Genomic DNA, 24539 nt, shown 5'->3' on the forward strand with positions numbered 1-24539 from the left:
ATTTTTACGCGATACGAATGGCTCGTTCGTTTAGTCAGAAGCCAATGCAATAGATTCGCATTTACGAATGCGAACAAAGACTGACTAAGAGAGCCCTTCGATGACCCTTGCTTCTTCGCGTGCCCCTCTGCGCCGGCTGTCCGCGCCGGCCAGCATCTCGCTGCTCGCCCTGTCCATCGGCCTCGCCAGCCTGCCGGCCACTTCCGCCGTCGCCGCCGAAGCCAGCCAGACCCAGGCCGGCTACAGCTTCGACATCGCCCGCCAACCACTGCCCCAGGCACTGAACGCTTTCAGCGCAGTGACCGGCTGGCAGGTTGGCGTGGCCGGTGACCTGGCTGACGGCGTGGTCTCTCCGGGCGTCAGCGGCCGCCTGCCGGCGGAGCGCGCGCTGAAGACCCTGCTCGGCGGCACTGGCCTGACCGTGCGCCAGCTCGGCCCGCGCAACGTGGTGCTGGAGCGCAACCTCTCCTCCGTCGCCGAGATGCAGCCGCTCACCGTCACCGCCACCCGCCAGGCGCAGAGCGTCACCTCGGTGCCGAGCACGGTGAACGTCGTCGGTCGCGAGGAACTGGACCGCAAGAACGTCAATACCATCAAGGAACTGGTGCGCGACATGCCCGGCGTTTCCGTCGGCGGCACCGGCAACCGTGCCGGCATCACCGGCTACAACATCCGTGGCATCGACGGCGACCGCGTGCTGACGCAGATCGACGGCGTCGAGATTCCCAACAGCTTCTTCAACGGCCCTTACGCGCAGACCGAGCGCAACTACGTCGACCCGGAAATCGTCAAGCGCGTGGAAGTGCTGCGCGGCCCGGCCTCGGCCCTGTACGGCAGCAACGCCATCGGCGGCGCGGTGAGCTACTTCACCCTCGACCCGGACGACATCATCAAGGACGGCCAGGACGTCGGCGCCCGCCTGAAGACCGGTTACAGCTCCGCCGACGACAGCTGGCTGACCTCCGCCACCGTCGCCGGTCGCCACGACGACTTCGATGGCCTGCTGCACCTGAGCCAGCGCAACGGCCACGAGACCGAGTCCTACGGCAGCACCGGCGGCACCGGCCTGTCGCGCACCGAAGCCAACCCGGAGGACGTGCGCACCACCAACGTGCTGGCGAAACTGGGCTGGAACTACGCCGAAGGCAGCCGCTTCGGCCTGGTCTACGAGAAGTACAAGGACGACGTCGACACCGATCAGAAGAGTGCCTACGGCGGCCCGTACTACAACGGCGCGCCGACCATCCCCGACAGCGTGCTGCCCGGCGGCATGTACCAGTGGCGTACCGGCAACGACACCATCACCCGCGAGCGCTTCGGCCTGGAACACCAGATGCTGCTGGACAGCGCGGTGGCCGATCACCTGAAGTGGACCTTCAACTACCAGATCGCCAAGACCGACCAGAGCACTGACGAGTTCTACTACCCCATCACCCGCCAGGTGCTGCGGACCCGCGAGACCCAGTACAAGGAGCGCCAGTGGGTGCTCGACCTGCAGCTGGACAAGGCCTTCGCCCTGGGCGATACCGACCACCTGCTGACCTACGGCACCACCCTCAAGCGGCAGAAGGTCACCGGTTACCGCGAAGGCGACGCCACCTGCCTGGCCGTCAGCCGCACCTGCCCCACCATTGGCGGCCCGAGCTCGGTAGCCTCCGATCGCCTGGCGCGCAGCAGCGACTTCCCCGATCCGACCATCGACACCTACGCCCTGTTCGCCCAGGACGAGATCCGCTGGAACGACTGGACCTTCCTGCCCGGCCTGCGCTACGACCACACCCGTCTGAAACCGCACGTCACCGAGGAGTTCCTCAACACCGTGGACCAGAGCGGCGAAGGCGAAGTGAGCAGCGAAGACAAGAGCTGGCACCAGCTCTCGCCCAAGCTCGGCGTGACCTACGCGTTCAACGACAACTACCTGTGGTACGGCCAGTACGCCCAGGGCTTCCGCACCCCGACCGCCAAGGCGCTCTACGGCCGCTTCGACAACCCCACCACCGGCTACCGCGTGGAGCCCAACCCGGACCTCGACCCGGAACGCAGCCAGAGCTACGAAACCGGCCTGCGCGGCAACTTCGAGGAAGGCTCGTTCGACGTGGCGGTCTTCTATAACAAGTACCGCGACTTCATCAACGAAGATGCCATCACCCCCGGCTACGACGAGCCGACCTTCACCAGCAACAACATCAAGAACGCCATCATCAAGGGCGTGGAGCTGAAGGGTCGCCTGGAGCTGGGCGCCTTCGGCGCGCCGCAGGGTCTCTACACCAAGGGCTCGGTGGCCTACGCCTACGGCCGCAACAAGGACACCGGCGAGCCGATCAACAGCGTCAACCCGCTCACCGGCGTGTTCGGCCTGGGCTACGACGAACAGGCCGGCCGCTACGGCGCCCTGCTCGACTGGACCCTGGTCAAGCGCAAGAACCGTGTCGACGACACCCAGTTCAACGCCCCCGACGGCACCAGCAGCCAGTTCAGGACCCCGGGCTTCGGTATCCTCGACCTGACCGGCTACTACAAGCTGACCGACGACCTGACCCTCAACGCCGGCCTGTACAACCTCACCGACAAGAAGTACTGGCTGTGGGATGACGTGCGCGGCTACGACGGCGTCGGCGAAGCCTCGGTGCTGGCCCCGGCCAACCTCGATCGCCTGACCCAGCCGGGCCGCAACTTCGCGATCAACCTGGTGTGGGATATCTGACGGGCACGCGCCCTACATGCCGGGAAATCCCACGTTGGGCAAGCCCCTCTCCCCCGCCCTGGCTACGCGCCCCGCTCCGAAGGGAGAGGGAGCTATCCGCGCCGGCTGAAACTTCGGCCTCAGCCGGCTCCAATCCAGTCCCCTCTCCCTTCAGGGAGAGGGTTAGGGAGAGGGCCCCCCAGGTACAGACCGTCATAAAGAGCACCTGCCCCTAAACAACGCATCGTACTTACCCCAACAATCTTTACGCTCTCCTCGAACTCGTTCGTCTCGTCTGTAAAGACCTGTAATTTCAAGGAATTGGACATGACCACCCTGGAACTCCCCGCCCTGCGCTCGCAGCGCCTGAACGCGCTGACCCACGCCCCCCACGAGCGTCTCGACCACGCCGTGAAGGCCCGCGAGCCCTTCTCCAGCCGCGAGCGCTTCGCCCGCTTCGTGGTCGCCCAGTACCTGTTCCAGTCCGAGCTGCAGGCCCTGTACCAGGACGCCGAACTGGGCAAGATCTTCCCCGACCTGCCGCAGCGCTGCCGCGCCGAACAGGCCCGCCTGGACCTGGCCGACCTCGACACCGAAGTGCCCGCTCCGGTCGCCGGTGCCATCAGCCACCCGAGCCTGGCCCACGCCCTGGGCTGGCTGTTCGTCTCCGAAGGTTCCAAGCTCGGCGCGGCCTTCCTGATCCAGCGCGTAGCCGCGCTGGGTCTGGACGAAAACACCGGTGCCCGTCACCTGGGCGAACCCGAAGGCGGCCGTGCCGAAGGCTGGAAACGCTTCACCCGCACCCTCGACGGTCTGGAACTGAGCGAAGCCGAAGAACGCGAAGCCGAGGCCGGCGCCGTGGCCGCCTTCGAGCGCTTCTCCCAACTGCTGCAACACAGCTACGACAGTGCTCCCGCTGCCGCCTGAGGCCCTCGAGCGCGCGCCTGCCGATGCGGCGCGCGCCAACCCGTTCGGCCCTGCCCGCTCGCGGCTGGCCCGACTGGCGTTTGCGTTGCTGGCGTACACCAGCCTCGGCGTGGGCATGGTGGGATTGGTGGTGCCGGGATTGCCGACCACCGAGTTCGTCCTGCTCGCCGCCTGGGCCGCGTCGAAGAGTTCGCCGCGCCTGTCCGCCTGGCTGGAGAACCACCGGCTGTTCGGCCCGATCCTTCACAACTGGCGCAATGGCCGCGCCGTCGCCCGCCGCGCCAAGATCAGCGCCAGCCTGGCGATGCTCGTGGCGCTGGCGATCATGCTGATCACCCTGCCCCACGGCCTCTGGCTGTACGCGGTGATCCTGGGCATGGCGGTTGGCAATCTGTGGATCTGGTCGCGACCGGATACACCCAGGCCGTAGTCAGCGCGCGGGCCTGGATTTATGCTGGAGGTCCTATTCCGCACCTCCGCCACGAGCCATGAACCAGCCCACCAGCAAAGTCGACGCCGTCCTCGCCGAAGCCCAGCGCCGCCGCGAAACCAGCTACCGCGAAAAAGCCCTGAAGATGTACCCCTGGATCTGCGGGCGCTGTGCCCGCGAGTTCAGCGGCGTGCGCCTGCGCGAGCTGACCGTGCATCACCGCGACCACAACCACGACAACAACCCCGAGGACGGCTCCAACTGGGAGCTGCTCTGCCTGTTCTGCCACGACAACGAGCACCAGCGCCAGGTGGACCTGCATTACCAGAACAGCAACGACGCGGGCGCGAAAGGGCCGAAGGTCACCCACAAGGGCCTGGCCGGGCTGGCGGACCTGCTGAAGAAGAAGGATGACGGAGAGGCCTGAGACCCGCCGCTCCCTCGGGTGCACCGACCCTCTGCAGGAGCGGGCCATGCCCGCGATCGCGCGCATGGCGCGCTCCTGCAGATGGGCGCTTCGTGTCGGTCTATCCCTGCGGTAATGGAGTCCTCCGCAGCGGATTTCGCGGACAAAGTCTGCTCCTACGACAAGAGCGTAGGGCGCATAACGCGCCAGCGATATCCGCCACAAGGCCATCGGCGGATAACCCACGCCGGAACCTGTAGGAGCGAGCTTGCTCGCGAACCCAGCCCCGCTGCGAGACCATTCGCGAGCAAGGGCTAGGCGCCCCCTCGGTCCTGCGAAGAGACTCGATCAGCGCAGGCCGGCAACGATCTCCAGCGAGCGCAGACGCAACTCGTGGTCGTAGATATCGCTGGTGAAGATGATCTCGTCCACGCCGGTCTGCTCCAGCAGGATCTCCAGGCGGCTGCGCACCTTCTCCGGGCCGCCGATCACCGCCAGGCCGAAGAAATTACCCACCGCGTCCTGCTCATGGGGCAGCCACAGGCCGGCCATGCTGTTCACCGGCGGTTTCTGCTTCAGGCTGTCGCCACGGATCAGCGCCAGCACGCGCTGGAAGGCGGTGGTTGCCAGGTATTCGGCTTCCTCGTCGGTGGGCGCCGCCACCAGCGGCACACCGATCATCGCGTAGGGCTTGTCGAGCACCGCCGAGGGCTGGAAGTTCTCGCGGTAGATGCGCAGCGCATCGTGCAGGTAGCGCGGCGCGAAGTGGGAAGCAAAGGCATAGGGCAGGCCCTTCTGCGCGGCCAGATGGGCGCTGAACAGGCTGGAGCCCAGCAGCCAGATCGGCACGTTGGTGCCCTCCCCCGGAATCGCCAGCAGCGACTGCTGGGAGCGGCGCGGGCCGAGGAGCATCTCCAGTTCGGCGACCTGCTCGGGGAAGTCCGCGCCGTCGCCCAGGCGATCGCGGCGCAGCGCGCGCATGGTCGCCTGGTCAGCGCCGGGCGCGCGGCCCAGGCCCAGGTCGATGCGGCCGGGATAGAGGGTTTCCAGGGTGCCGAAGTTCTCCGCCACCACCAGCGGCGGATGGTTGGGCAGCATCACCCCGCCGGAGCCGACGCGGATGCGCTCGGTCTTGCCGGCAATGTGGCCGATCAGCACGGCGGTGGCCGAACTGGCGATACCATCCATGTTGTGGTGCTCGGCCAGCCAGTAGCGGGTGAAGCCCAGGTGCTCGACGTGGCGGGCAACCGCGACGGCGTTGTTCAACGCCTCGGCAGCGGTGCCCTGGTCGCGCACGGGCACCAGATCGAGCATGGAGAAGGCAATATCTGACAGGGACTTCATAAGCACTCCGATTCGGGTCACGCAGGCACCGCAATGCAACGCCGCGGACATGACTTTGACCGTGACTCTATCGATGCAGTCCGCGCCTGACCACTTGTCGGGATCGATAGTACTCATGCCGTCGAGTGATACAGGGTTATTGGCGCATTGCCATCACCTGTTCACCAGACGGTCACCGCGCTGTCATGCCGGCGCTCCAGAATGGCCCTCGCGCTGAAGGACCAGCGCCCCATCTCTACGGGAATCCGCCGCCATCCTCCCCAGGCAACGGCGAAGCCCTGTGGCCTACGAAGCAAAAAGCCCGCATCCGTGCGGGCTTTTTGCTTTGTCATCGCCGGAAGCTTCAGTCGCGGTTCTTCACCATTTCGAAGAGCTTCAGGCGATCGCTGATTTCCTGCAGGGTGTGGCGAAACGGGTCGTGCTGCTCGCTGTGGGCGGGGTCGACGAAATTCCACACGATCACTTCGCTGGAAGTGGGCAGCTCGTCGCCCTCGTCGGTGGACTTGTCGCAGAGGTCGATCAGGTAGTCGAAGTGCTGGCCACGAAACTCGGCGATGGACTTGCTGCGCAGGCCCTCGACGGAAATCCCCGCGTGCTCCAGCACATCACGAGCGCGCGGGTCGATGGCGGTCGGGTGGATACCTGCGCTGAAGGCTTCGAAGTGCTCGTCGTCGGTATGCCGCAGCAGCGCCTCGGCCATGGGCGAGCGCGCATCGTTGGCGACGCAGACGAACAGGACTCGGCGTTTCTCGGTCATCTCTACCTCGGCACGGGGTCGGCTGTGCGCCCCTTATACGTCAGGTTTTATGACAGGGCCGTGTCAGCAGCATGAAGGCTCACAACACGATGTAGTCGCTGCGCTGCACGATGCCGCGGCTCTCGCCCTCCACCAGGTGCACGTAGCGCCCGCCAACCTGGTCGACAGCGATGCAGTCGTCGACGTCGATCACCGCGTCGGTGTGCGCCTTGTCCCAGCTACGCGGCATGCGCCGCTTGGCGCGCACCTTGGCATCGGCGGCGTCGCGCGCGGCCACCAGCACATACTGGTGCGCCTCGCCGAAGGTGCCCAACTCATAGCCGCCCAGGTTGACGAAGAACAGCCGCTGCTCGCCCGGCGCCGGCATCGCCTCGCTGAACTCGACGCGGTAGGCCTCGACGCCATCCACCTCCAGCCACGAGTCGATGTGCAGGCCATCGGGGCTGCCGAACCAGGCCTCGCGCAATTGCGGGTAGGTGGATTTCAGGGTGTCACCAATGACGAAGGCCACATCGTGGATTTCGATCCGGGCACGCGGATGGCGTCCGCCCAGCATGACTACGAACAGCATTTCAGACCCTTCCTAGGTTTCAGATTTGGTCTGACAGATCCGTCACACGGCAGGTTCAATCTACTGGCGGATAAATGGCCATCCGCCAGTCAATCCGGTGGGTGGCAAGCGCTATATAGAAAGTTATATTCTGATTCTTCGTTTCACTGCCCCGATGTTTTCCCATGCCTCAGACCGCGCCTACCCCGACGCGCCGCCGCCAGCGTCCAGCCCTCAGCATCCGTGACCGCAACCGCCAGCGCATCCTGCTGGCCGCCGGCGAGGAGTTCGCCGAGAAGGGTTTCACCGCCGCCAAGACCCAGGACATCGCCAGCCGCGCCGAGTTGCCCAAGTCCAACGTCTACTACTACTTCCAGAGCAAGGAGAACCTCTACCTGCGCCTGCTGGAGAACGTGGTGGACGCCGTGCTGGAGGCCTCCGCCCTGCTGCGCGAGTGCGACGACCCGGCCTGGGCCCTGCCCGCGCACATCCGCGCGCGCCTGTACATCGCCCGCCAGTGGCCGCATGCCTACAAGGTGTTCGCCAGCGAGATGCTCCACGGCGCGCCGCACCTGCCGCCGGAGTGGTTGCAGCGGCTGCGTGCCGAGTCGCGGCGCAACGTCGAGTGCATCGGCGCCTGGATCGACCGTGGCCTGCTCGCCGCGGTGGACCCGCAGCACCTGCTGCTGAGCATCTCCGCGGCCACCCGCACCTACGTCGATTTCGACTGGCAGATCGCGATGATCACCGGCAAGGCGCAGCCCGCCGCCGAGGACTTCGAGGCGGCAGCGGCGACCATCACCCGCCTTGTCCTGCGCGGCACCGAGCCGGAGCCGGCCGCACGCCTGCGCCCCTTGCCGCTCTAGCGCGCGACGGTGTCTGCACTAAGCTGAGGATGTCCGCACGGCCACGTGCCGTGCCCGCATTCGTCTGGGAGACGCCATGAAACCGCTACTGATCGCTGTATCGATGATCGTTGTGCAGCCCGCCTTTGCCGCCATCCCCATGCTCAACTACGACTGCCCGAACGATATCCAGGTCCATACCGATGAGGGCGGGCCGGTTTACATCAACGGCAAGCAGGCCAAGGTCAAGCAGAGCAACGACAAGTACATCGAAGCCAAGGGAGAAGGCGTCACCATATCCATCAGCGTCAATGACGACGGCACCGCCACCGTGTCCTACACCGGCCCCAAAGGCGCCAACGGCGTCTGTCAGCCCGCCGAAGGCGACTGAATCATTCCTTCGGTGCCCGTGTGAGACAGCGCTGGTAACGCTCGTCCACCCGCTGGGCGAACCAGGCAGTGGTGAGCTGACGGGTGATCTTCGGACTGTGCAGCGTGATGCCCGGCACCATCGCCCGCGGCATCGACTTGCCAGCGGCGCGTTCGGCCAGCGCGAAGACCTTGGTGTAGAGCTCCGACTTCGTGAACTCCGGCTTGTCGCCCAGCTCCAGGTCGCGGCGGATTTCCCGATCGCTCATGCCCAGCTTCGGCCCCAGGGTGCGCACCGCCTTCTCGGTGCTGCCGGCGTCGTAGCTGCCGTAGAGGATCACGTCGCCATCCAGGGCCAGGGTGATGCCGGTGAGGTCCGCCACCACGCGCTGGAAAGCCGCGTTGCGGCTGGCGTACCAGCCGGCGTTGAAGTCGGCGAAACGGTACAGCTGACGCGGGTAGTTCACCGGGTAGCCGAGCAGGTGGGCGATACCGAAATACATGCCGCCACGGCGGCTGAACACCTCGCGGCGGATACTGCCGTCCACCGGGTACGGATAGCCTTCGGCATGGGCCTGGGCGAACTCGATGCTGACCTGCATCGGCCCGCCGGTATGCACCGGGTTGAAGCGGCCGAACAACTGCTGGCCCAGTGGTACGCCACCGATGAAGTCGTCGAAGATCGCGCTCAGCTCCCTCTCGGTCTTCGCACTCGCCAGACGCTGGCTGTAGGTGCGGCCGTTCGGCGACTTCAGCGCCAGCGCGGTATCGATGAGGAAGCCCGGCACATGCACCTTGCCTGCGCGGCGGTCGATCTCGGCGCGGGCGATCTTGCCCAGCCCGGGCACCGGCGGGTCGGCCTTGAAGTTGGACTCCTGCTCGGTGATCGCCACCACCGAGCAGAGGTTTTCGGTGGTCGCCGGAATGCGCTGGGTGGTGAAGGCGACCTGGATATCCTTCGCCCAACCCTGGCGGTCACTCGCGCCCGCGGGAATCAGCTTGGCCAGCGTGCCGCGCACCTCGTCCGGAGTCGGCTCCGGCACGCTCGGCGCGCGGCTGCCGCAGCCGGCCAGCGCCAGCAGCGCGGCCACGCCCAGCAGATGAATGATTCGTGATGAGGGCCTTTTCAGGCTGAATGAATCTGCCGTCAGGGCAGCCGCAGTCATAGTCCGTTCCTTGCTTGATTTCTGCCGCCTACAGGACCTGCGCCCGGCGGCACAGGTTCCCCGGCATTGTCAGGCAAGCACGGATTTCAGCGCCAGGCCAGGCGCCGCAGGTTCAGGCGCCAGCCGCGCTGCATGCCAGCGGCGGCCAGCAGGATGGCAACCACGCCCAGCCATTGCAACGGGGTCAGGCGGTGGCCGAAGGCGAACCAGTCGACGAAGATCGCGGCGATCGGGTAGATGAACGACAACGCACCGGTCAGCGCCGTCGGCAATTTCTGGATCGCGCCGTAGAGCAGTACATACATGAAGCCGGTGTGCACGATACCCAGGGTCGCCAGGCTGGCCCAGGCGCTGGTGGCCTGGGGCAGCGGCGAAAGGTTGGCCCACGGGGCCAGCAGGAGCACACCGGTCACCGCCTGGATCAGCGCGATCAGGTGCGGCGGTACGCCGGTCAGGCGCTTGATGATCAGCGCCGCCACCGCATACAGCGCGGCGGCGCCGAGGGCAAGGGCGATGCCGCCCAGATAGTCGCTGCCCACCTGCCCCGCTTCGCCGTGTGCGCTGACGATAGCCAGCATGCCGAGGAAGGAAACGCCGAGCCAGGCAAGTTTCTGCGCGGTCACCTTCTCGCCGAGGAACAGCGCGCCCAGCAGCACCAGCAGGAACGGCTGCACGTTGTAGACCGCCGTGCCGATGGCGATGGACGCCCGCGAATAGGAGCCGAACAGCAGCACCCAGTTGCCGACGATGGCTATGCCGCTCAGCAGTGCCAGGCCGAAGGTGGCGCGGGTGAGGATGCCGGGCCGCAGGAAGCCCATGGCCGCGCAGATCACCAGCAGGGTTGCGGCGCCGAATGCGCAGCGCCAGAACACCACGTCCAGCACGGGCTGGCCGGACACCACCACCAACCAGCCGATGGTGCCGCAGATCAGCATGGCGCTGACCATTTCCAGCGTGCCGCGTCGGATTCGATCGTTCATGGTTCACCTCCATTCAATGGTGAACAGTATGAACAGGCAGATTCGTGCACTCCATCGCCTGGCGCAGGTAAAGCTGGCCGTTCACCTTTAGTATCAAGGCAATTCCTTTATTTCACCTTTCGAGACCAAGATGACCGACGACATCGACCAGTTGCTGATCTCCGCGCTGATGGAAGACTCGCGCCTTTCCCTCAAGGCCCTGGCCCAGGCCAGCGGCCTGAGCTCACCCAGCGTCGCCGAGCGCCTGCGCAAGCTCGAGGAGCGCCAGGTGATCACCGGCTACACGGTGAACGTCGACCCACGCGCCTTCGGCTACCAGTTGCAAGCCATCGTCCGGGTGCGCCCGCTGCCGGGGAAATTGCAGGAGGTGGAGAAGCAGATCCTGGCGATCCCCGAGTTCACCGAGTGCGACAAGGTCACCGGCGAGGATTGCTTCTACGCACGGATGTGTGTGCGGTCGATGGAGCAGCTGGACGAAATCCTCGACCACCTCAACGGCTTCGCCGAGACCAATACGGCCATCGTCAAGAAGAGCCCGGTGAAGCGGCGGTTGCCGCCAATGGCGTAAGCCCGGCGTCCTGCCGCAGGAAAGAAAAAGGCCCCTTGCGGGGCCTTTGTCGTTCACACGCTTAGCGCGATGCCTTACGGCGCAGCGCCGACGGGCTGAAGTTGGAATCGTCCGGCGCCGGCTGGCTGAAGTCGGCAGTGCCCGGCTCCTCGTTGTCCAGCCACTGGATGCTGTAACGATGTGCCTGCAGGTCATGGAAGGTGTCCAGCGCGGTCCACACCATCGGCTGCTCGTAGAAGCTCTTCAGGTACGCCAGCGAGACACGCCACAGCTCGCCGCGACCGTCGTACTGGTCCACCACGGCGGCACCCCAGCTGTCCTCGTCGAGGTACAGGGTGCGGCGCGAATAGATATGCCGCGCGCCGGCCTTCAGCTTGCCATCCACTACCCACACGCGGTGCAGCTCGTAGCGGGTGTACTTGGGATTGACGTGGCCGGGGGTGAGCAGGTCCTTGTACTTAACCTCCGGGCTGGTGATCTGGTAGTTGTTGTAGGGAATGTAGATTTCCTTCTTGCCCACCAGGGTCCAGTCGTAGCGGTCCGGCGCGCCGTTGTACATGTCGGTGTCGTCGGCGGTGCGCAGGCCATCGGAGTCTTCGATCGGGGTGTCGTAGGCCAGCGTCGGGGCACGGCGCACGCGGCGCTGGCCGGGGTTGTAGCCCCAGGCCTGGCGCGGTTCCTTGACCTGGTCGAGGGTCTCCTGCACCAGGGCGCCGTTACCGGCGAGACGCGCCGGGGCGGTGGTGAAGGTCATGTAGTAGAACATGGTGTTGCCGAGCTTCTCGAAGCTGCCTTTCGGATCGTAGAAGCGGAACAGCGCCTCGTCCTGGGAGGTCACCAGCGAGTAGGCGCCATTGCGCTGCACGCCGGCCTGGGACGAGCGCCGCACGATGTAGGTGCCACGGTAGCGGGCGATGTGGTTCCACACCGCTTCCACGCCGCTCTGCGGGATCGGGAACGGCACGCCGCCGTAGGCATCGGTGAAGCCGTTACCGCCTTCCACCAGTTTGGCACTGGTGGCGTTCTTGTAGATGTTGTCGTAGATCCACTGCGGCGCGGAGCCGGTGCGGTGGGTCTCGTAGACCGGCATCTGGTAGCTGTCCGGGTAGGCATTGAACAGCGCAATCTGCCCCGGCGTCAGGTTGGCCTTGTACTGGTCGAGGTTGGCCTTGGTGATGACGAACTTGGGCTTCTCGCCGGCGAACGGGTCGACATGGTGCGAGCCCGGTCCCTTGTAGCCGGCAGGAGCCGAGGTCAGGCCGCCGCTCCAGGCGGGAATGCTGCCGGCGGCGTTGCCGGCCTTCTCCGCGCCCATGGGCGTCAGGCTGCTCTTGAGCTGGGCGGCCTGGTCGGCCGAGACGGCAGCACGCGCATCGGTGACGGCCAGGGCCGTCAGCGTGGCAAGGACGATCAGGGAACTCTTCTTGTACATGGTCCTCTCCGGATCAGAACGAGTATTTCGCGGTGATCGAGACGTTGTCGCGATCGCGCGCGGAGTTGCTGGAGCCGGCGCCGTAGTAGCTGGTGTACTGGGTGCCGACCTCGAAGGTGTTCAGGTAGCTGGCGTCGATACCGAGGGTGTAGGCCTTGCGGCCTTCGATGAAGTTGCCGGTGCGGTCGGAGTTGCCGCTGAAGTCCTCCTGGTAGACGGCGTAGGGCGAAAGCTTCACCCCAGCGTAGACGTCGTTCCAGCTGCCGGTGAGCAGCAGGGTGTAGCCGTAGCTGTCGCGGCTGATCTGCACGTCGTCGCCGTTGCCGCCGACATAGGCCTTGTCCTGGGCGCCGACGAACTTGCGCTTGCTGCCGTCCCAGGCGGTGTATTCCAGGCTGCTGCCGCGGATATGCTCGGAAGCCAGCTCGGCCACGCCGGTCATGGAGTCGAAGGTCAGGTGCGGGCCGAAGTTGTAGATGGTCGACAGCGAGATGTTGTAGGTCTCGGCGCGCTCGTAGTTCTCGAACAGTTCACCACGACACAGCTGCTTGCCGGCCACCGGGGCGCAGGCCTGGCCGGCCGCCACGTTGCCGTCGTACAGGTTGGTCTGGCCGAGTACGCCCTGGGTCAGCAGGTCGCCCAGCAGGTCGTCGGTGGCGGAGATGCTGATCGGCATGTTCGGCCGGTAGGCAATCTCACCGGAAACCGAGGCATCACCCAGCGTGGTGTTGAAGCTGAAGCCGTACATGCGGATGTTTTCGACGTAGTCACGGCGTGCTTCGGCGTTGCTGGCCATGTCCAGCGTGGCCAGCCCCGGCACGGCCTCGCCCAGGCCCAGCGGGCCGAGCAGCGCGTTGAGCGAATCGACGTCGACGCCCTGGTAGCGGCGAAGGTCGACCGCAATCTGCGGCTCCTTGGCGTGGTAATTGACGAAGTAGAAACCGAACTCGGTGGAGTTCAGTTCCTCGGCGATGTAGCGGAACGCCACGCCGAACTGGCCACTGTCGCTGGCTTCGATGTCCTTGCCGACGTTGGCGACCTTGAAGGTGCCGGTGTTGGCGTTCAGGTAGGAGTTCGGCCCGTGCGGCCCATTGCCCAGCAGGCCGAGGGACGCCACGGTCGGGTAGCCGGCCAGCAGCTCCTTGATCAGCGGGTTGTCCTCGGTGGTGTAGGCGGTGTTGCCGCCGTCGCTGAACAGGTCGGTGTCGGAGAAGTAGGTGCCCACCGAATCCAGGCGCGTCTCCTTCCACTTCCACTGGTAGAAGCCTTCCATGGACAGGTCGTCGGTGAGGCCGAAGTTGAGGCTCAACGCCTCGGTCGGCACCAGCACTTCCTTGAGTTCGGAGCCCGGCAGGTGGAAGCGCGCGGCGTCCACCGGGTTGATGGTGTTGATGCCACCCCTGTAGAACACGCCCTCGCCCCAGTTCAGCACCTGGCGGCCGACACGGCCGGTCAGCGGGTGCTCGGCGACGTCCCAGCTGCCGGACAGGTAGGCATCCAGCAGTTCGGCCTTGCGCCCGGCGATGTGGCGGGTGTCATCGGTGAAGTGATCGTCCTGGGGGAACGACTGACTGGGACGCTCCACGCCGTTGGTGGTGTCGTAGTAGTCGTTGCGCTTGTCCATGATCTGCGTGTCGTAATAGGCAGTGCCACGCATGAACAGGCCGTAGTTCTGGTACTTGGCCGAGAGGTCGGAGGTGAGCTTGAAAACCTGGGAAACCAGGCCGGTATCGAAGTTGCGGTTACCGTCGTCGGCGTTGATGTCGCTGATGTTGCTCTTGTCGCGCCCCTGCACGCGCCACATGGCGCCGTAGGACAGCGTGCTGTCGAGCGAGCCGGTGATCTCGTTCTCGGCCAGCTTGAACTCCAGGGCCTGAGCCGACCCCGCCACCAGCAGCGGCAAGAGTCCCATCACCGCCCCCGCCCGCCGCGGCGCCCAGAAAATGGACGAACGCGCACCCAATCGACTGTTCATAGACAGCATTACCTCCATGGCCAAGATTTATCGCCCCGGTCATTGCGGCCGGCGCTGTTCTTATTCGTTTCTCGGCTGCCGACGACCTCGGACAAGCCGGGCCACCGTGCAGTAACACTCCTGCCAGAGCGCTTGCGGGCGCTTTGGCTCCCTCTCCTCTTCTGCTTGCACGCCGGGAGTTGGGACTATCGTGCAGGCAAAGTAACAAACTGTTTCCCCCCTGCCAATGGAAAGGATGTAATCCGTGTCTTTCAGCAGGCAAAGAAAAGCCCGGCACATGGCCGGGCTCTTTCATACAACGAGACTTATTCGACAGTGAAGGTCTTCTCCGCCAGCAGGCGGTCACCCTGGAACACCATGAAGCGCCACTGGCCCTGCACCACCTCGTGGTTCTCGGTGAACTGGTAAGCCATCACGTCCGTGGGCGCGCCCACCACCAGTTTCTGTACGACCTCCAGCTTGTCGTGGCGCTGGCCGTCCGGGGTCACCACGCCGGGGGTGAAGTACAGCAGGGTCAGCGGGGTGTCGCCTTCCTGCTTGCCGCTGAGCTGGTAGCGCATGCCGAACTTGGTGCCCAGCTTGGCCGGAACGCGGGTCGTGGACTCCAGTTGCTCCTTGCTGCTGGTCAGCACGCGCTCACCGGGCTGGTAATCCTTGTAGTTGCTGACGAAGACGCCGTACTCCACCGGGCCGTTGACGCGCACTTCGGCGAAAGCCGAGGAAGCGAAGGCACAAGTCAGGGAGAGAGCCAGGACTGCTGGCAGGCGGGAAATGGACATGTCGCGCTCCTTGTTGGGGTCCGCGCGAGGCTATGACATCGCCGTGACAGCCTGATGACAGCTTGACGCCGTACGGGGCGATGCGGCGCCAAGCGTCTATCATGCGTGGATCGGACCACTGGACACCATCATGAGCGACAGCCTGCTAGCCATCCGCCCGCGCGCCGAAGACGTCGAGGGCGTGCCTATCCTGCGGCCCCTGCCCTCGGCCCAGCGCCGCAGTGTCGGGCCCTTCGTGTTCTTCGACCACATGCTCGCGAGCAGCTTTGCGCCGCAGCACGGCATGGACATCCGCCAGCACCCGCACATCGGCCTGTCCACCCTCACCTACCTGTTCGAAGGCCAGGTACAGCACAAGGACAGCCTCGGCTCGGACCAGCTCGTGCTGCCAGGCGACGTCAGCTGGATGACCGCCGGGCACGGCGTCGCCCATGTCGAGCGGACCCCGGCCAACCTGCTGCACAGCGGCTCGCGCCTGCACGGTCTGCAGGTCTGGCTGGCCCTGCCGCGCGAGCTGGAAGGTTGCGAACCCAGCTACAGCCACCACGCCAGCGCCAGCCTGCCCGAGAGCGAAAGCCTGGGCGTGCGTATCCGCATGATCGCCGGCTCCGGCTTCTGCCTGGAGTCGCCGGTACCGGTGCGCTCGAAAACGCTCTATGCCGACCTGCAGTTGGCCGCCGGCGCCACCCTGGCGATCCCCGACGAACACCCCGAGCGCGCGCTATACCTGATCGAAGGCGAAGCGCTGCTGGACGATGAAGCGCTGCCGCTGCACCAGTTGGTGGTACTGCCCGAAGGAGAAACCTTCACCCTCTCCGCCTGCGGCGACTGCCACGCGGTGATCATCGGTGGCGCAGCGCTGGACGGCCCGCGGCGGATGAACTGGAACTTCGTCGCCAGCGCCCCCGAACTGATCGACAGCGCCCGAGCCCGTTGGGCCGCCCGCGACTGGCCGAGCGTGCCGGGCGAGCAGGAACGCATCGAGCTGCCGCGTTAGCCCTGCAGAGAAACCGATCATAAATCGCCGCCGTGCAGTCGAAACCAGCGAATGCCCGAGGACTCGCGCAGCGAAATACCGCAGCATCGCGCGCCCCGAACCCTTGCCGATGGCAAGCCCGCCACTTCTGGCCCAAGGAGTCCGTGATGGACCAGTCGACCGCCAACCGCCACACCAGCGCCCTCACCGTGCTGACCCTGCTGTTCTTCATGTGGGGCCTGATCACTTCGCTGAACGACATCCTCGTGCCACACCTCAAGGCGGTCTTCACCCTGTCCTATGTGGAAGCCTCGCTGGTGCAGTTCTGCTTCTTCGGTGCCTACTTCATCATGTCCTTCCCCGCCGGGCGGCTGGTGGAGAAGGTCGGCTACAAGAGCGGCATCATCGTCGGCCTGGCCACCGCCGGCATCGGCTGCCTGTTGTTCTACCCGGCGGCCGGCTCGCAGTCCTACCCGTTCTTCCTCGCCGCACTGTTCATCCTCGCCTCGGGTATCACCCTGCTGCAGGTCGCGGCCAACCCCTACGTGAACATACTCGGCCCGGCGCACACCGCCGCCAGCCGGCTGAACCTGACCCAGGCCTTCAACTCCCTGGGCACCACGGTCGGCCCGCTCGTGGGGTCGGTGACCATCCTCGCCATCGGCGCCGGCGCCGCCTCGCAGATCGGCAGCTCCGCCGCCAGCGAGGCGGACTCGGTAAAGACGCCCTACCTGGTGCTGGCCGGCCTGCTGTTCGCCATCGCCGTACTGATCGCCCTGTTCCGCCTGCCAAAGATCCACCATGGCGACCCCACCGACGGCGTGGCCGGGCGCCAGTCGATCTTCGCCCACCGCCACCTGGTGTTCGGGGTCATCGCGATCTTCTGCTATGTCGGTGCCGAGGTGTCCATCGGCAGCTACCTGGTCAGCCTGATGGGCCAGCCGGACATCGCCGGGCTGCCGGCAGACCAGGCCGGCAAGTACCTGTCCTTCTACTGGGGCGGCGCCATGGTCGGTCGCTTCATCGGTAGCGCGTTGATGCGCACCATCGCTCCGAACCGCCTGCTGGCCTTCAACGCGGTGGCCATCGCCGCGCTGATCGGCATCGCGCTGAGCGTCGGCGGGCACGTGGCGATGTGGGCGCTGATCCTCATCGGCCTGTTCAACTCGATCATGTTCCCGACCATCTTCTCCCTCGCTCTGGAAGGCCTGGGCAACCTCACCAGCAAGGGTTCCGGCCTGCTCTGCATGGCCATCGTCGGCGGCGCCGTGATGCCGCTGGTGCAGGCCTTCTTCGCCGATCGCATCGGCCTGCTGCCCTCCTTCGCCGTACCCTTGGTGTGCTACCTGTACATCGTCTGGTTCGGCGCACGAGGCTACCGCGCCGATCAACGTTCCACGGTTCCCGCTGGCAACGCCTGACGCCGATTCCTGACGGGGCGCCGTACCTGTGCCCCTATCACCTGATTCCTACAGTCCTTTCGGCCTGCTCGCCCTAGCTGGCATCAGGCTGCTCCCGAAGACTTCCTTCCTTTTCCCTACACCCGGCCGGCGCCAGGGTGTCGGCATGACTCTCTCAGGAAGGAGCCTACCCCATGGACGCCCCTCTCACGCTGGTCGTCAACGGCCAGTCGCGGCAGCTCGCCGTGGCAGCCGATACGCCCCTGCTCTACGTCCTGCGCAACGACCTGCAGCTCAACGGCCCCAAGTTCGGCTGCGGCCTGGGCGAGTGCGGCGCCTGCACCGTCCACCTCGATGGCGTCGCCACCCGTTCCTGCATCACGCCGGTCTCGGCAGCCGTCGGACGCCCGATCACCACCCTGGAAGGCCTCGGCACGCTGGAGGCCCCGCACCCGGTCCAGCAGGCCTTCATCGACGAGCAGGCCGCACAGTGCGGCTACTGCACCAACGGCATGATCATGACCAGCGCCGCCCTGCTCGCCCGGCATCCCAACCCGAGCGATGCGCAGATTCGCCAGGAGCTGGCCTACAACCTGTGCCGCTGCGGCACCCATGTTGAAATCCTCAATGCGGTGAGACGGGCCGCCGGCCGCAGCACCGATGACGGTCAGGGGAACCCGCCATGACCCCGCTCAGCCGCCGCAACTTCCTCAAGGCCGGCGGCGTGCTGCTGGTCAGCGTGCAGCTGCCGCGCCCTTTGTTCGCAGGGGGCACCGACGCAACACTGCCGCTGGACCAGGTCGACAGCTTCATCGCCATCGCCGCCAACGGCACGATCACCGCGGCGTGCGGCCATGTCGACCTCGGCACCGGTATCCGCACTGCTCTGAGCCAGATTGTCGCCGAGGAGCTGAACGTCGCCATCGGGCAGGTGACCCTGCTGCTGGGCGACACTCGCTATACCCCCGACCAGGGGCCGACCATCGCCAGCTCCAGCATCCAGGTCAGTGCCATTCCGCTGCGCCGCGCCGCTGCCGAAGCGCGGGAGTTCCTGATGCAGCGCGCGGCACAGGCCCTGAAGATCGACATCCGTCAACTCGACTGCACTGAGGGTGAAGTCTTCGACCGGCGCAAACCGGCCCGGCGCATCGGTTACGGCGAGCTGCTGCGCGGCGAGCGCTTCGAACTGAAGATCGATGCCAGCGCACCACTCAAACCGCACAGCGAATACCGGGTGGTGGGCCATTCGGCGCCGCGGCTGGATATTCCGGCCAAGGTCACCGGCGGGCTGACCTACGTGCACGATATGCGTCTGCCGGGCATGCTCCACGGCCGCGTCGTACGCCCGCCGTACACCGGCGCCGACGTCAACGCCCCCCTGGGCAGGAGCCGGCTGGAAGTCGATGAGCAGTCCGTGTCACACCTGCCCGGTTTCGTCCGCCTGGTGGTGATCGGCGACTTCATCGGCGTGATAGCCGAGCGCGAGGAACAGGCGATCCGCATTGCCCGCGAGCTGAAAGTGCGCTGGAAGAGCTGGAGCGACCTGCCACCGCTGGGCCTCGAAGACCTGGAAGCCACCCTGCGCGCCCACCCCAAGCAGCCACGCATGCTGCACGATGACGCGCAGATGGACGACCTGCTCAGGCATGTAGAGCGCCCCTTGCAGCGCACCTACGTCTGGCCCTACCAGCAGCACGCCTCTATCGGCCCCTCCTGTGCGCTGGCGAATGTGGAGCGCGACGTGATCAAGGTCTGGTCCGGCAGCCAGAACCCTCATGACCTGCGCGCCGACCTGGTGACCCTGCTGGGCATGCGGCCCGAGCAGGTCGAAGTCATCCGGATGGAGGCCTCCGGCTGCTACGGGCGCAACTGCGCCGATGACGTGGCCGCCGACGCCGCCCTGCTGGCCCTGGCAGTGGGCCGTCCGGTGCGTGTGCAATTGATGCGCGAACAGGAGCACGGCTGGGAACCCAAGGGCTCGGCGCAACTGATCGAAGTCCGTGGCGGGCTGGACAAGGACGGCAACGTGGCGGCCTATGACTTCGCCACCTGCTATCCCTCCAACAACGGCATCAACCTGGCGTTGCTGCTCACCTCGCGGGTGGACGCGAAGCCCCAGGTGACCCGCATGGGCGACCGCACCGCCGTGCCTCAGTATGCCTATCCGCACCTGCGCGTGGTCTGCAACGACGCCGCGCCCATCGTCCGCGCGTCGTGGATACGCGGCGTGTCGGCATTGCCCAACGTCTTCGCCCACGAGTCCTACATCGACGAACTGGCGCAGATGGCCGGCGCCGACCCCATCGAGTTCCGCCTGCGCTACCTGCACGACGAGCGCGCGGCTGCGCTCATCAACGCGCTGGCCACCGCCGCCCACTGGCAGCCACGTGCCGCCCCCAACCCACAAGCCCGCCAGGGCAACCTGCTGGTCGGCCGCGGCTTCGCCTATGCGCGCTACTTCCACAGCGACTTTCCGGGGTTCGGCTCAGCCTGGGCCGCCTGGATCGTCGACGTCGAGGTCGAACCGCACACCGGCGCCGTCCGCGTGACCGATGTCCATGTCGGACAGGACTGCGGGCAGATGGTCAACCCCGACGGCGTGCGCCATCAGGTCCACGGCAACGTGATCCAGGCCACCAGCCGGGCGCTGATGGAGTACTCGACCTTCGACCGCAGCGGTGTCACCAGTCTCGAATGGGGTGGCTATCCGATCCTCGGGTTTGCCCAGGTACCGAAGATCAGCGCGCTGCTGCTCGACCGCCCCGGCACCCCGCCGCTGGGGGCAGGCGAGTCCACCTCGGTGCCCAGCGCCGCTGCTATCGCCAACGCCCTGTACGACGCCACCGGCGTGCGCTTCACCCGGCCTCCGTTCACCCCGGAGCGGGTTCGCGCCGCCCTGCAGGAGAAGCAACCGTCATGAACAAGACTGCACTGGCCGTTATCGGCGGGCTGGCCATACTCGCCGTGACGGGCCTGATCGCCACCGGGCAACCAGGCATCGCGCCGATCGACCCGCCGGCTCCCGACAGCTTCAGCGCCGAGTCCATCGCCCGCGGAAAACGGCTGGCAGCCCTCGGCGACTGCGCGGCGTGTCACACCCGCGATGGCGGCGCAGCACTGACGGGGGGCCGCGCCATGGTTACCCCCTTCGGCACGCTCTATACCAGCAACCTGACCCCGGACCGCAATACCGGTATCGGCGTCTGGTCCTTCGAGGCTTTCAAGAGGGCGATGCGCGAAGGCATCTCGCGTGAGGGCGAGTACCTCTACCCGGCCTTCCCGTACACCGCCTTCACCCGCGTCGGCGACGAAGACCTGCGCGACCTCTACGCCTACCTGATGAGCCGCCCGACGATCGAAACGGAGACACCGGACAATCGCCTGCCCTTCCCCTACAACCAGCGTCGGATCATGGCGGGCTGGAACTTCCTGTTCTTCGACAAGGGCGTTTTCCAACCGCAGCCGCAGCGCGATGCCGCGTGGAATCGTGGTGCCTATCTGGTGGAAGGGCTGGGCCATTGCAGTGCTTGTCACACGCCGCGCAACGCGCTGGGCGCCGAGCGCACCGGCAAGGATCGCTTCGCCGGCGCAACGTTGGACGGCTGGCAGGTGCCGCCGCTCAATGACAGCAGCAAGCCAGCCATTGCCTGGACCCAGGCGACGCTGTACGACTATTTGCGCGATGGTTTCTCGCGATACCACGGCGCCGCCGCCGGCCCGATGGCACCGGTGGCCGCCGGGCTCACGCAGCAACCGGAAGCAGACCTGCAGGCCATGGCGCGCTACCTCGCGACCTTCCTCCCGGAGCAAACCGGCGACTTCTCGCCGGAGCAGCGGGCAGCTGAACTGGAGCAGCGCACCTACGGCACGCTGCAGCCCGTCAGTGGCAGCGGTGGACGGCTATTCAATGGCGCCTGCATGGCCTGCCACCATGACGGCGACAGCCCGAAGCTCAACGGTGTGCGGCCATCGCTGGCGGTCAGCGACAACCTGTATGCGCCCACGCCGAACAACCTGCTGCGGGTGATCCTCGACGGCATCGGCGATCCGGCTCGGCCGGAGCTGGGCTTCATGCCGGCCTTCCGCAACAGCCTGAACAATGAACAGATCATCGCACTGGCGCGTTTTCTCCGGGAGGACTTCGCCGGCCTGCCAGCCTGGCCGGACCTGGAGTTCAAGGTGGCCAAGCTGCGTTGAGTCCGGCAGGGGGAGTGACGACATGCCCTCCCCCGACCCGGTCAGGCGCCGAAACGTTCGTCCAGCAGGTCGAACATCGCGGCGAAGGCGCGGCGCGCCACCTTGGCGTCGTACTGCATCTTGCCCGGGACCTGGGCATGCGGGTCGGTGAAGGAATGCGCAGCGCCGCCGTAGCTGGTCAGGGCCCAGTCGACCTTGGCTTCGGTCATTTCCCTGGCGAACTCGCCCAACTGCTCGCGCGGCACCAGCGGGTCGATGGCGCCGTCGAGAACCAGCACCGCGCCCTTGATGTTCTTCGCGTCCGCCGGGTTCGGCGTATCCAGGGTACCGTGGAAGGAAACGGCGGCGGCCACTGGAGCGCCGTCGCGGGCCAGCTCCAGGGAGCAGCAGCCGCCGAAGCAGAAGCCGAAGGTGGCCAGCTTCGCGGTATCCAGCGGGGCCTTGCCGGCCTGCTCCAGCAGCGCCTTGAGCGAGCCCTGCATGCGTTTGCGCAGCAGCGAGCGGTCATTCTTCAGCGGCATCATGGCAGCGAGTGCCTGGTCCGGGCCATTGGGACGCACATCCTTGCCGTAGAGGTCGGCCACCAGCACCACGTAGCCGCGCTCGGCGACCTTGCGGGCGGTGTCCAGGGCGCCCTGGCTGACGCCCATCCAGTTCGGCGCCATCAGCAGGCCGGGACGCGGCGCAGCGCTGGAAGCATCGAATACCAACTGGCCTTCGAAGGCCTGGCCATCGACGCTGTAGGCGACGGGTTGCACGCTGATCTGACTCATCGGGTATTCCCCTTGTCACTGTTTTCAGGAGTGGAGAAACACAAAGCCCGCCGAGGCGGGCTTTGCTTCTGCTTCGAGCTTAGGCGGAAAGCTCCACCAGCAGCTTGTTCAGGCGGCGCACATAAGCCGCCGGGTCCTTCAGGCTGTCCCCCGCGGCCAGGGCGGCCTGGTCGAAGAGGATGTGGGTCAGCTCGCCGAAGCGGTCTTCGTCGGCTTCCGCATCGAGCTTCTCGATCAGCGGGTGGGCCGGGTTGAACTCGAAGATCGGCTTGGCTTCCGGCACCTTCTGCCCGCTGGCCTCGAGGATCTGGCGCATCTGCAGGCCCAGGTCCTGTTCGCCGATGGCGAGGATCGCCGGCGAATCGGTCAGGCGGTGGGACACGCGCACCTCGGCGACTTCATCGCCCAGCGCGGCCTTCAGGCGCTCGGCCAGGCCTTCCTTCGCCTTGGCGATCTCTTCCTGGGCCTTCTTGTCCTCGTCGGAATCCAGGCTGCCCAGGTCCAGGTCACCACGGGCGACGTCGACCAGTTGCTTGCCGTCGAACTCCGGCAGGTAGCTCATCAGCCACTCGTCGATACGGTCGGTGAGCAGCAGCACTTCGATGCCTTTCTTGCGGAAGACTTCCAGGTGCGGGCTGTTCTTCACCTGGGCGAAGCTTTCGCCGGTGAGGTAGTAGATCTTGTCCTGGCCTTCCTTCAGGCGACTGATGTAGTCGGCCAGGGAAACACTCTGCTCGCCGCTCTCGTCGCTGGTGGAGGAGAAGCGCAGCAGGCCGGCGATCTTGTCCTTGTTGGCGAAGTCCTCGGCCGGGCCTTCCTTCAGCACCTGGCCGAAGTTCTTCCAGAAGCCCTTGTAGGCTTCGGCGTCGTTGCTCGCCAGCTTCTCCAGCATGTCCAGGGAACGCTTGGTCAGCGCCGACTTCATCGAGTCGACGATGGGGCCGGACTGCAGGATCTCGCGGGAGACGTTCAGCGACAGGTCGTTGGAGTCCACCACGCCCTTGATGAAGCGCAGGTACAGCGGCAGGAACTGGTCGGCCTGGTCCATGATGAACACGCGCTGCACGTACAGCTTCAGGCCGCGCGGGGCCTCGCGGTGGTACAGGTCGAACGGCGCGCGCGCCGGGACGTACAGCAGCGAGGTGTACTCGAGCTTGCCCTCGACCTTGTTGTGGCTCCAGGTCAGCGGGTTCTCGAAGTCATGGGCGATGTGCTTGTAGAACTCCTGGTATTCCTCGTCCTTCACCTCGGTGCGCGGACAGGTCCACAGGGCGCTGGCGCGGTTGACCACTTCCCACTCGGTCTCGGCCGGGGCGTCTTCGCCAGCAGCCTCTTTCGGCAGCTCGATGGGCAGCGCGATGTGGTCGGAGTACTTCTTGACGATGTTGCGCAGGCGCCAGCCGTCGGCGAACTCGTCTTCGCCGTCCTTCAGGTGCAGGACGATGCGGGTGCCGCGTTCGGCCTTGTCGATGCTCGCCACATCGAATTCGCCCTCGCCTTTCGACGACCAGTGCACGCCCTCGCTGGCCGGGGCACCGGCGCGGCGGGTGAACACGTCGACCTTGTCGGCGACGATGAAGGCGCTATAGAAGCCCACGCCGAACTGACCGATCAGGTGGGAATCCTTCTTCTGGTCACCGGACAGGTTCTTCAGGAAGTCGGCGGTGCCGGACTTGGCGATGGTGCCCAGGTGCGCGATGACTTCCTCGCGGCTCATGCCGATGCCGTTGTCTTCGAGGGTGACGGTCTTGGCGTCCTTGTCGAAGCTCACACGGATTTTCAGCTCGGCGCCGCCTTCGAGCAGCTCCGGCTTGGCCAGGGCTTCGAACCGCAGCTTGTCGGCGGCGTCGGAGGCGTTGGAAATCAGTTCGCGAAGGAAGATTTCCTTGTTCGAATACAGGGAATGAATCATCAGGTGAAGCAGCTGCTTCACTTCGGTCTGGAAGCCCAGTGTTTCTTTTTGAGTCTCCGCGCTCATTGTT

Annotated in this window: 22 protein-coding genes; 12 read left to right on the plus strand and 10 right to left on the minus strand. The window is 65.9% G+C overall.

What is annotated here, in order from left to right:
- Positions 1–100 precede the first annotated feature (100 nt).
- The 4 genes from J2T47_RS25520 (at position 101) to J2T47_RS25535 (ending at position 4467) form a co-directional block, all read left to right on the plus strand.
- Positions 101–2704 (plus strand): TonB-dependent receptor, encoded by a 2604-nt coding sequence (locus tag J2T47_RS25520; RefSeq protein WP_253453040.1) that lies wholly within the window; start codon positions 101–103, stop codon positions 2702–2704.
- A gap of 306 nt (positions 2705–3010) precedes the next feature.
- Positions 3011–3610: a biliverdin-producing heme oxygenase gene (locus tag J2T47_RS25525; protein ID WP_253453042.1), complete on the plus strand. Its 600-nt coding sequence runs from the start codon at positions 3011–3013 to the stop codon at positions 3608–3610.
- The gene (locus J2T47_RS25530) at positions 3600–4040 is read left to right on the plus strand and encodes a YbaN family protein (RefSeq protein ID WP_253453229.1); all 441 of its coding nucleotides are present in this window, start codon (positions 3600–3602) and stop codon (positions 4038–4040) included. The genes J2T47_RS25525 and J2T47_RS25530 overlap by 11 nt, the downstream gene beginning before the upstream one ends.
- 58 nt (positions 4041–4098) lie before the next feature.
- A complete protein-coding gene (locus J2T47_RS25535; protein WP_081516740.1) occupies positions 4099–4467 on the plus strand; it encodes a YajD family HNH nuclease in 369 nt (122 codons plus the stop codon).
- A 327-nt stretch (positions 4468–4794) separates the two neighbouring features.
- On the opposite strand, the gene J2T47_RS25540 is transcribed toward J2T47_RS25535, so the two are convergent.
- The 3 genes from J2T47_RS25540 to J2T47_RS25550 all read right to left on the minus strand — a co-directional run bounded on the left by J2T47_RS25540 (position 4795) and on the right by J2T47_RS25550 (position 7118).
- Complete coding sequence (locus tag J2T47_RS25540) at positions 4795–5790, minus strand: LLM class flavin-dependent oxidoreductase (protein WP_253453044.1); 996 nt, start codon at positions 5788–5790, stop codon at positions 4795–4797.
- A gap of 343 nt (positions 5791–6133) precedes the next feature.
- Positions 6134–6547, minus strand: a complete 414-nt coding sequence (locus J2T47_RS25545; RefSeq protein WP_253453046.1) for an arsenate reductase ArsC — start codon at positions 6545–6547, stop codon at positions 6134–6136.
- A gap of 79 nt (positions 6548–6626) precedes the next feature.
- The gene (locus tag J2T47_RS25550; protein WP_253453048.1) at positions 6627–7118 is read right to left on the minus strand and encodes a DUF1543 domain-containing protein; all 492 of its coding nucleotides are present in this window, start codon (positions 7116–7118) and stop codon (positions 6627–6629) included.
- Between the two features lie 164 nt (positions 7119–7282).
- On the opposite strand from J2T47_RS25550, the gene J2T47_RS25555 reads away from it, so the two are divergent.
- Both J2T47_RS25555 and J2T47_RS25560 read left to right on the plus strand, forming a co-directional pair.
- On the plus strand, positions 7283–7963 hold the full coding sequence (locus J2T47_RS25555; protein WP_253453050.1) for a TetR/AcrR family transcriptional regulator: 681 nt from the start codon (positions 7283–7285) through the stop codon (positions 7961–7963).
- A gap of 76 nt (positions 7964–8039) precedes the next feature.
- Entirely contained in the window at positions 8040–8333 is a 294-nt protein-coding gene (locus J2T47_RS25560) for a hypothetical protein (RefSeq protein WP_253453052.1), read from the plus strand.
- A 1-nt stretch (position 8334) separates the two neighbouring features.
- Here the strand turns inward: J2T47_RS25560 and J2T47_RS25565 are convergent, their stop codons facing one another.
- Both J2T47_RS25565 and J2T47_RS25570 read right to left on the minus strand, forming a co-directional pair.
- Complete coding sequence (locus J2T47_RS25565) at positions 8335–9477, minus strand: DUF1615 domain-containing protein (protein WP_437181015.1); 1143 nt, start codon at positions 9475–9477, stop codon at positions 8335–8337.
- 86 nt (positions 9478–9563) lie between these two features.
- On the minus strand, positions 9564–10457 hold the full coding sequence (locus tag J2T47_RS25570) for a DMT family transporter (protein WP_253453054.1): 894 nt from the start codon (positions 10455–10457) through the stop codon (positions 9564–9566).
- Positions 10458–10587: 130 nt separating this feature from the next.
- Between J2T47_RS25570 and J2T47_RS25575 the strand changes: the two genes are divergently transcribed.
- Complete coding sequence (locus J2T47_RS25575) at positions 10588–11025, plus strand: Lrp/AsnC family transcriptional regulator (RefSeq protein WP_253453056.1); 438 nt, start codon at positions 10588–10590, stop codon at positions 11023–11025.
- Between the two features lie 61 nt (positions 11026–11086).
- Here J2T47_RS25575 and J2T47_RS25580 read toward each other — a convergent pair whose 3' ends face one another.
- From J2T47_RS25580 to J2T47_RS25590, 3 genes are all read right to left on the minus strand, one after another.
- Positions 11087–12457, minus strand: coding sequence for a DUF1329 domain-containing protein (locus J2T47_RS25580; protein WP_253453058.1), 1371 nt, complete (start codon positions 12455–12457; stop codon positions 11087–11089).
- Positions 12458–12470: 13 nt separating this feature from the next.
- Positions 12471–14432 carry a DUF1302 domain-containing protein gene (locus J2T47_RS25585; protein ID WP_253453060.1) on the minus strand — a complete coding sequence of 654 codons (1962 nt, stop codon included), beginning with the start codon at positions 14430–14432 and terminating at the stop codon, positions 12471–12473.
- Between the two features lie 305 nt (positions 14433–14737).
- A complete protein-coding gene (locus J2T47_RS25590) occupies positions 14738–15211 on the minus strand; it encodes a DUF3859 domain-containing protein (protein ID WP_151186696.1) in 474 nt (157 codons plus the stop codon).
- A gap of 130 nt (positions 15212–15341) precedes the next feature.
- Here J2T47_RS25590 and J2T47_RS25595 point away from each other — a divergent pair, with 130 nt between their 5' ends.
- From J2T47_RS25595 to J2T47_RS25615, 5 genes are all read left to right on the plus strand, one after another.
- A complete protein-coding gene (locus J2T47_RS25595) occupies positions 15342–16208 on the plus strand; it encodes a pirin family protein (protein ID WP_253453062.1) in 867 nt (288 codons plus the stop codon).
- A 146-nt stretch (positions 16209–16354) separates the two neighbouring features.
- The gene (fucP, locus tag J2T47_RS25600; protein WP_253453064.1) at positions 16355–17608 is read left to right on the plus strand and encodes an L-fucose:H+ symporter permease; all 1254 of its coding nucleotides are present in this window, start codon (positions 16355–16357) and stop codon (positions 17606–17608) included.
- 173 nt (positions 17609–17781) lie between these two features.
- On the plus strand, positions 17782–18273 hold the full coding sequence (locus J2T47_RS25605) for a (2Fe-2S)-binding protein (protein ID WP_253453066.1): 492 nt from the start codon (positions 17782–17784) through the stop codon (positions 18271–18273).
- A complete protein-coding gene (locus J2T47_RS25610) occupies positions 18270–20507 on the plus strand; it encodes a xanthine dehydrogenase family protein molybdopterin-binding subunit (protein ID WP_253453068.1) in 2238 nt (745 codons plus the stop codon). Before J2T47_RS25605 ends, J2T47_RS25610 begins: the two co-directional genes overlap by 4 nt.
- A complete protein-coding gene (locus J2T47_RS25615; protein ID WP_253453070.1) occupies positions 20504–21784 on the plus strand; it encodes a cytochrome c in 1281 nt (426 codons plus the stop codon). The genes J2T47_RS25610 and J2T47_RS25615 overlap by 4 nt, the downstream gene beginning before the upstream one ends.
- 41 nt (positions 21785–21825) lie before the next feature.
- On the opposite strand, the gene J2T47_RS25620 is transcribed toward J2T47_RS25615, so the two are convergent.
- On the minus strand, positions 21826–22557 hold the full coding sequence (locus tag J2T47_RS25620) for a dienelactone hydrolase family protein (protein WP_253453072.1): 732 nt from the start codon (positions 22555–22557) through the stop codon (positions 21826–21828).
- Positions 22558–22636: 79 nt separating this feature from the next.
- On the minus strand, positions 22637–24535 hold the full coding sequence (gene htpG / locus J2T47_RS25625; RefSeq protein WP_253453074.1) for a molecular chaperone HtpG: 1899 nt from the start codon (positions 24533–24535) through the stop codon (positions 22637–22639).
- Positions 24536–24539: the final 4 nt, after the last annotated feature.

It is taken from the genome of Pseudomonas nitroreducens, from assembly GCF_024170165.1.
GTDB classification, from domain to species: Bacteria; Pseudomonadota; Gammaproteobacteria; order Pseudomonadales; family Pseudomonadaceae; genus Pseudomonas; species Pseudomonas nitroreducens_C.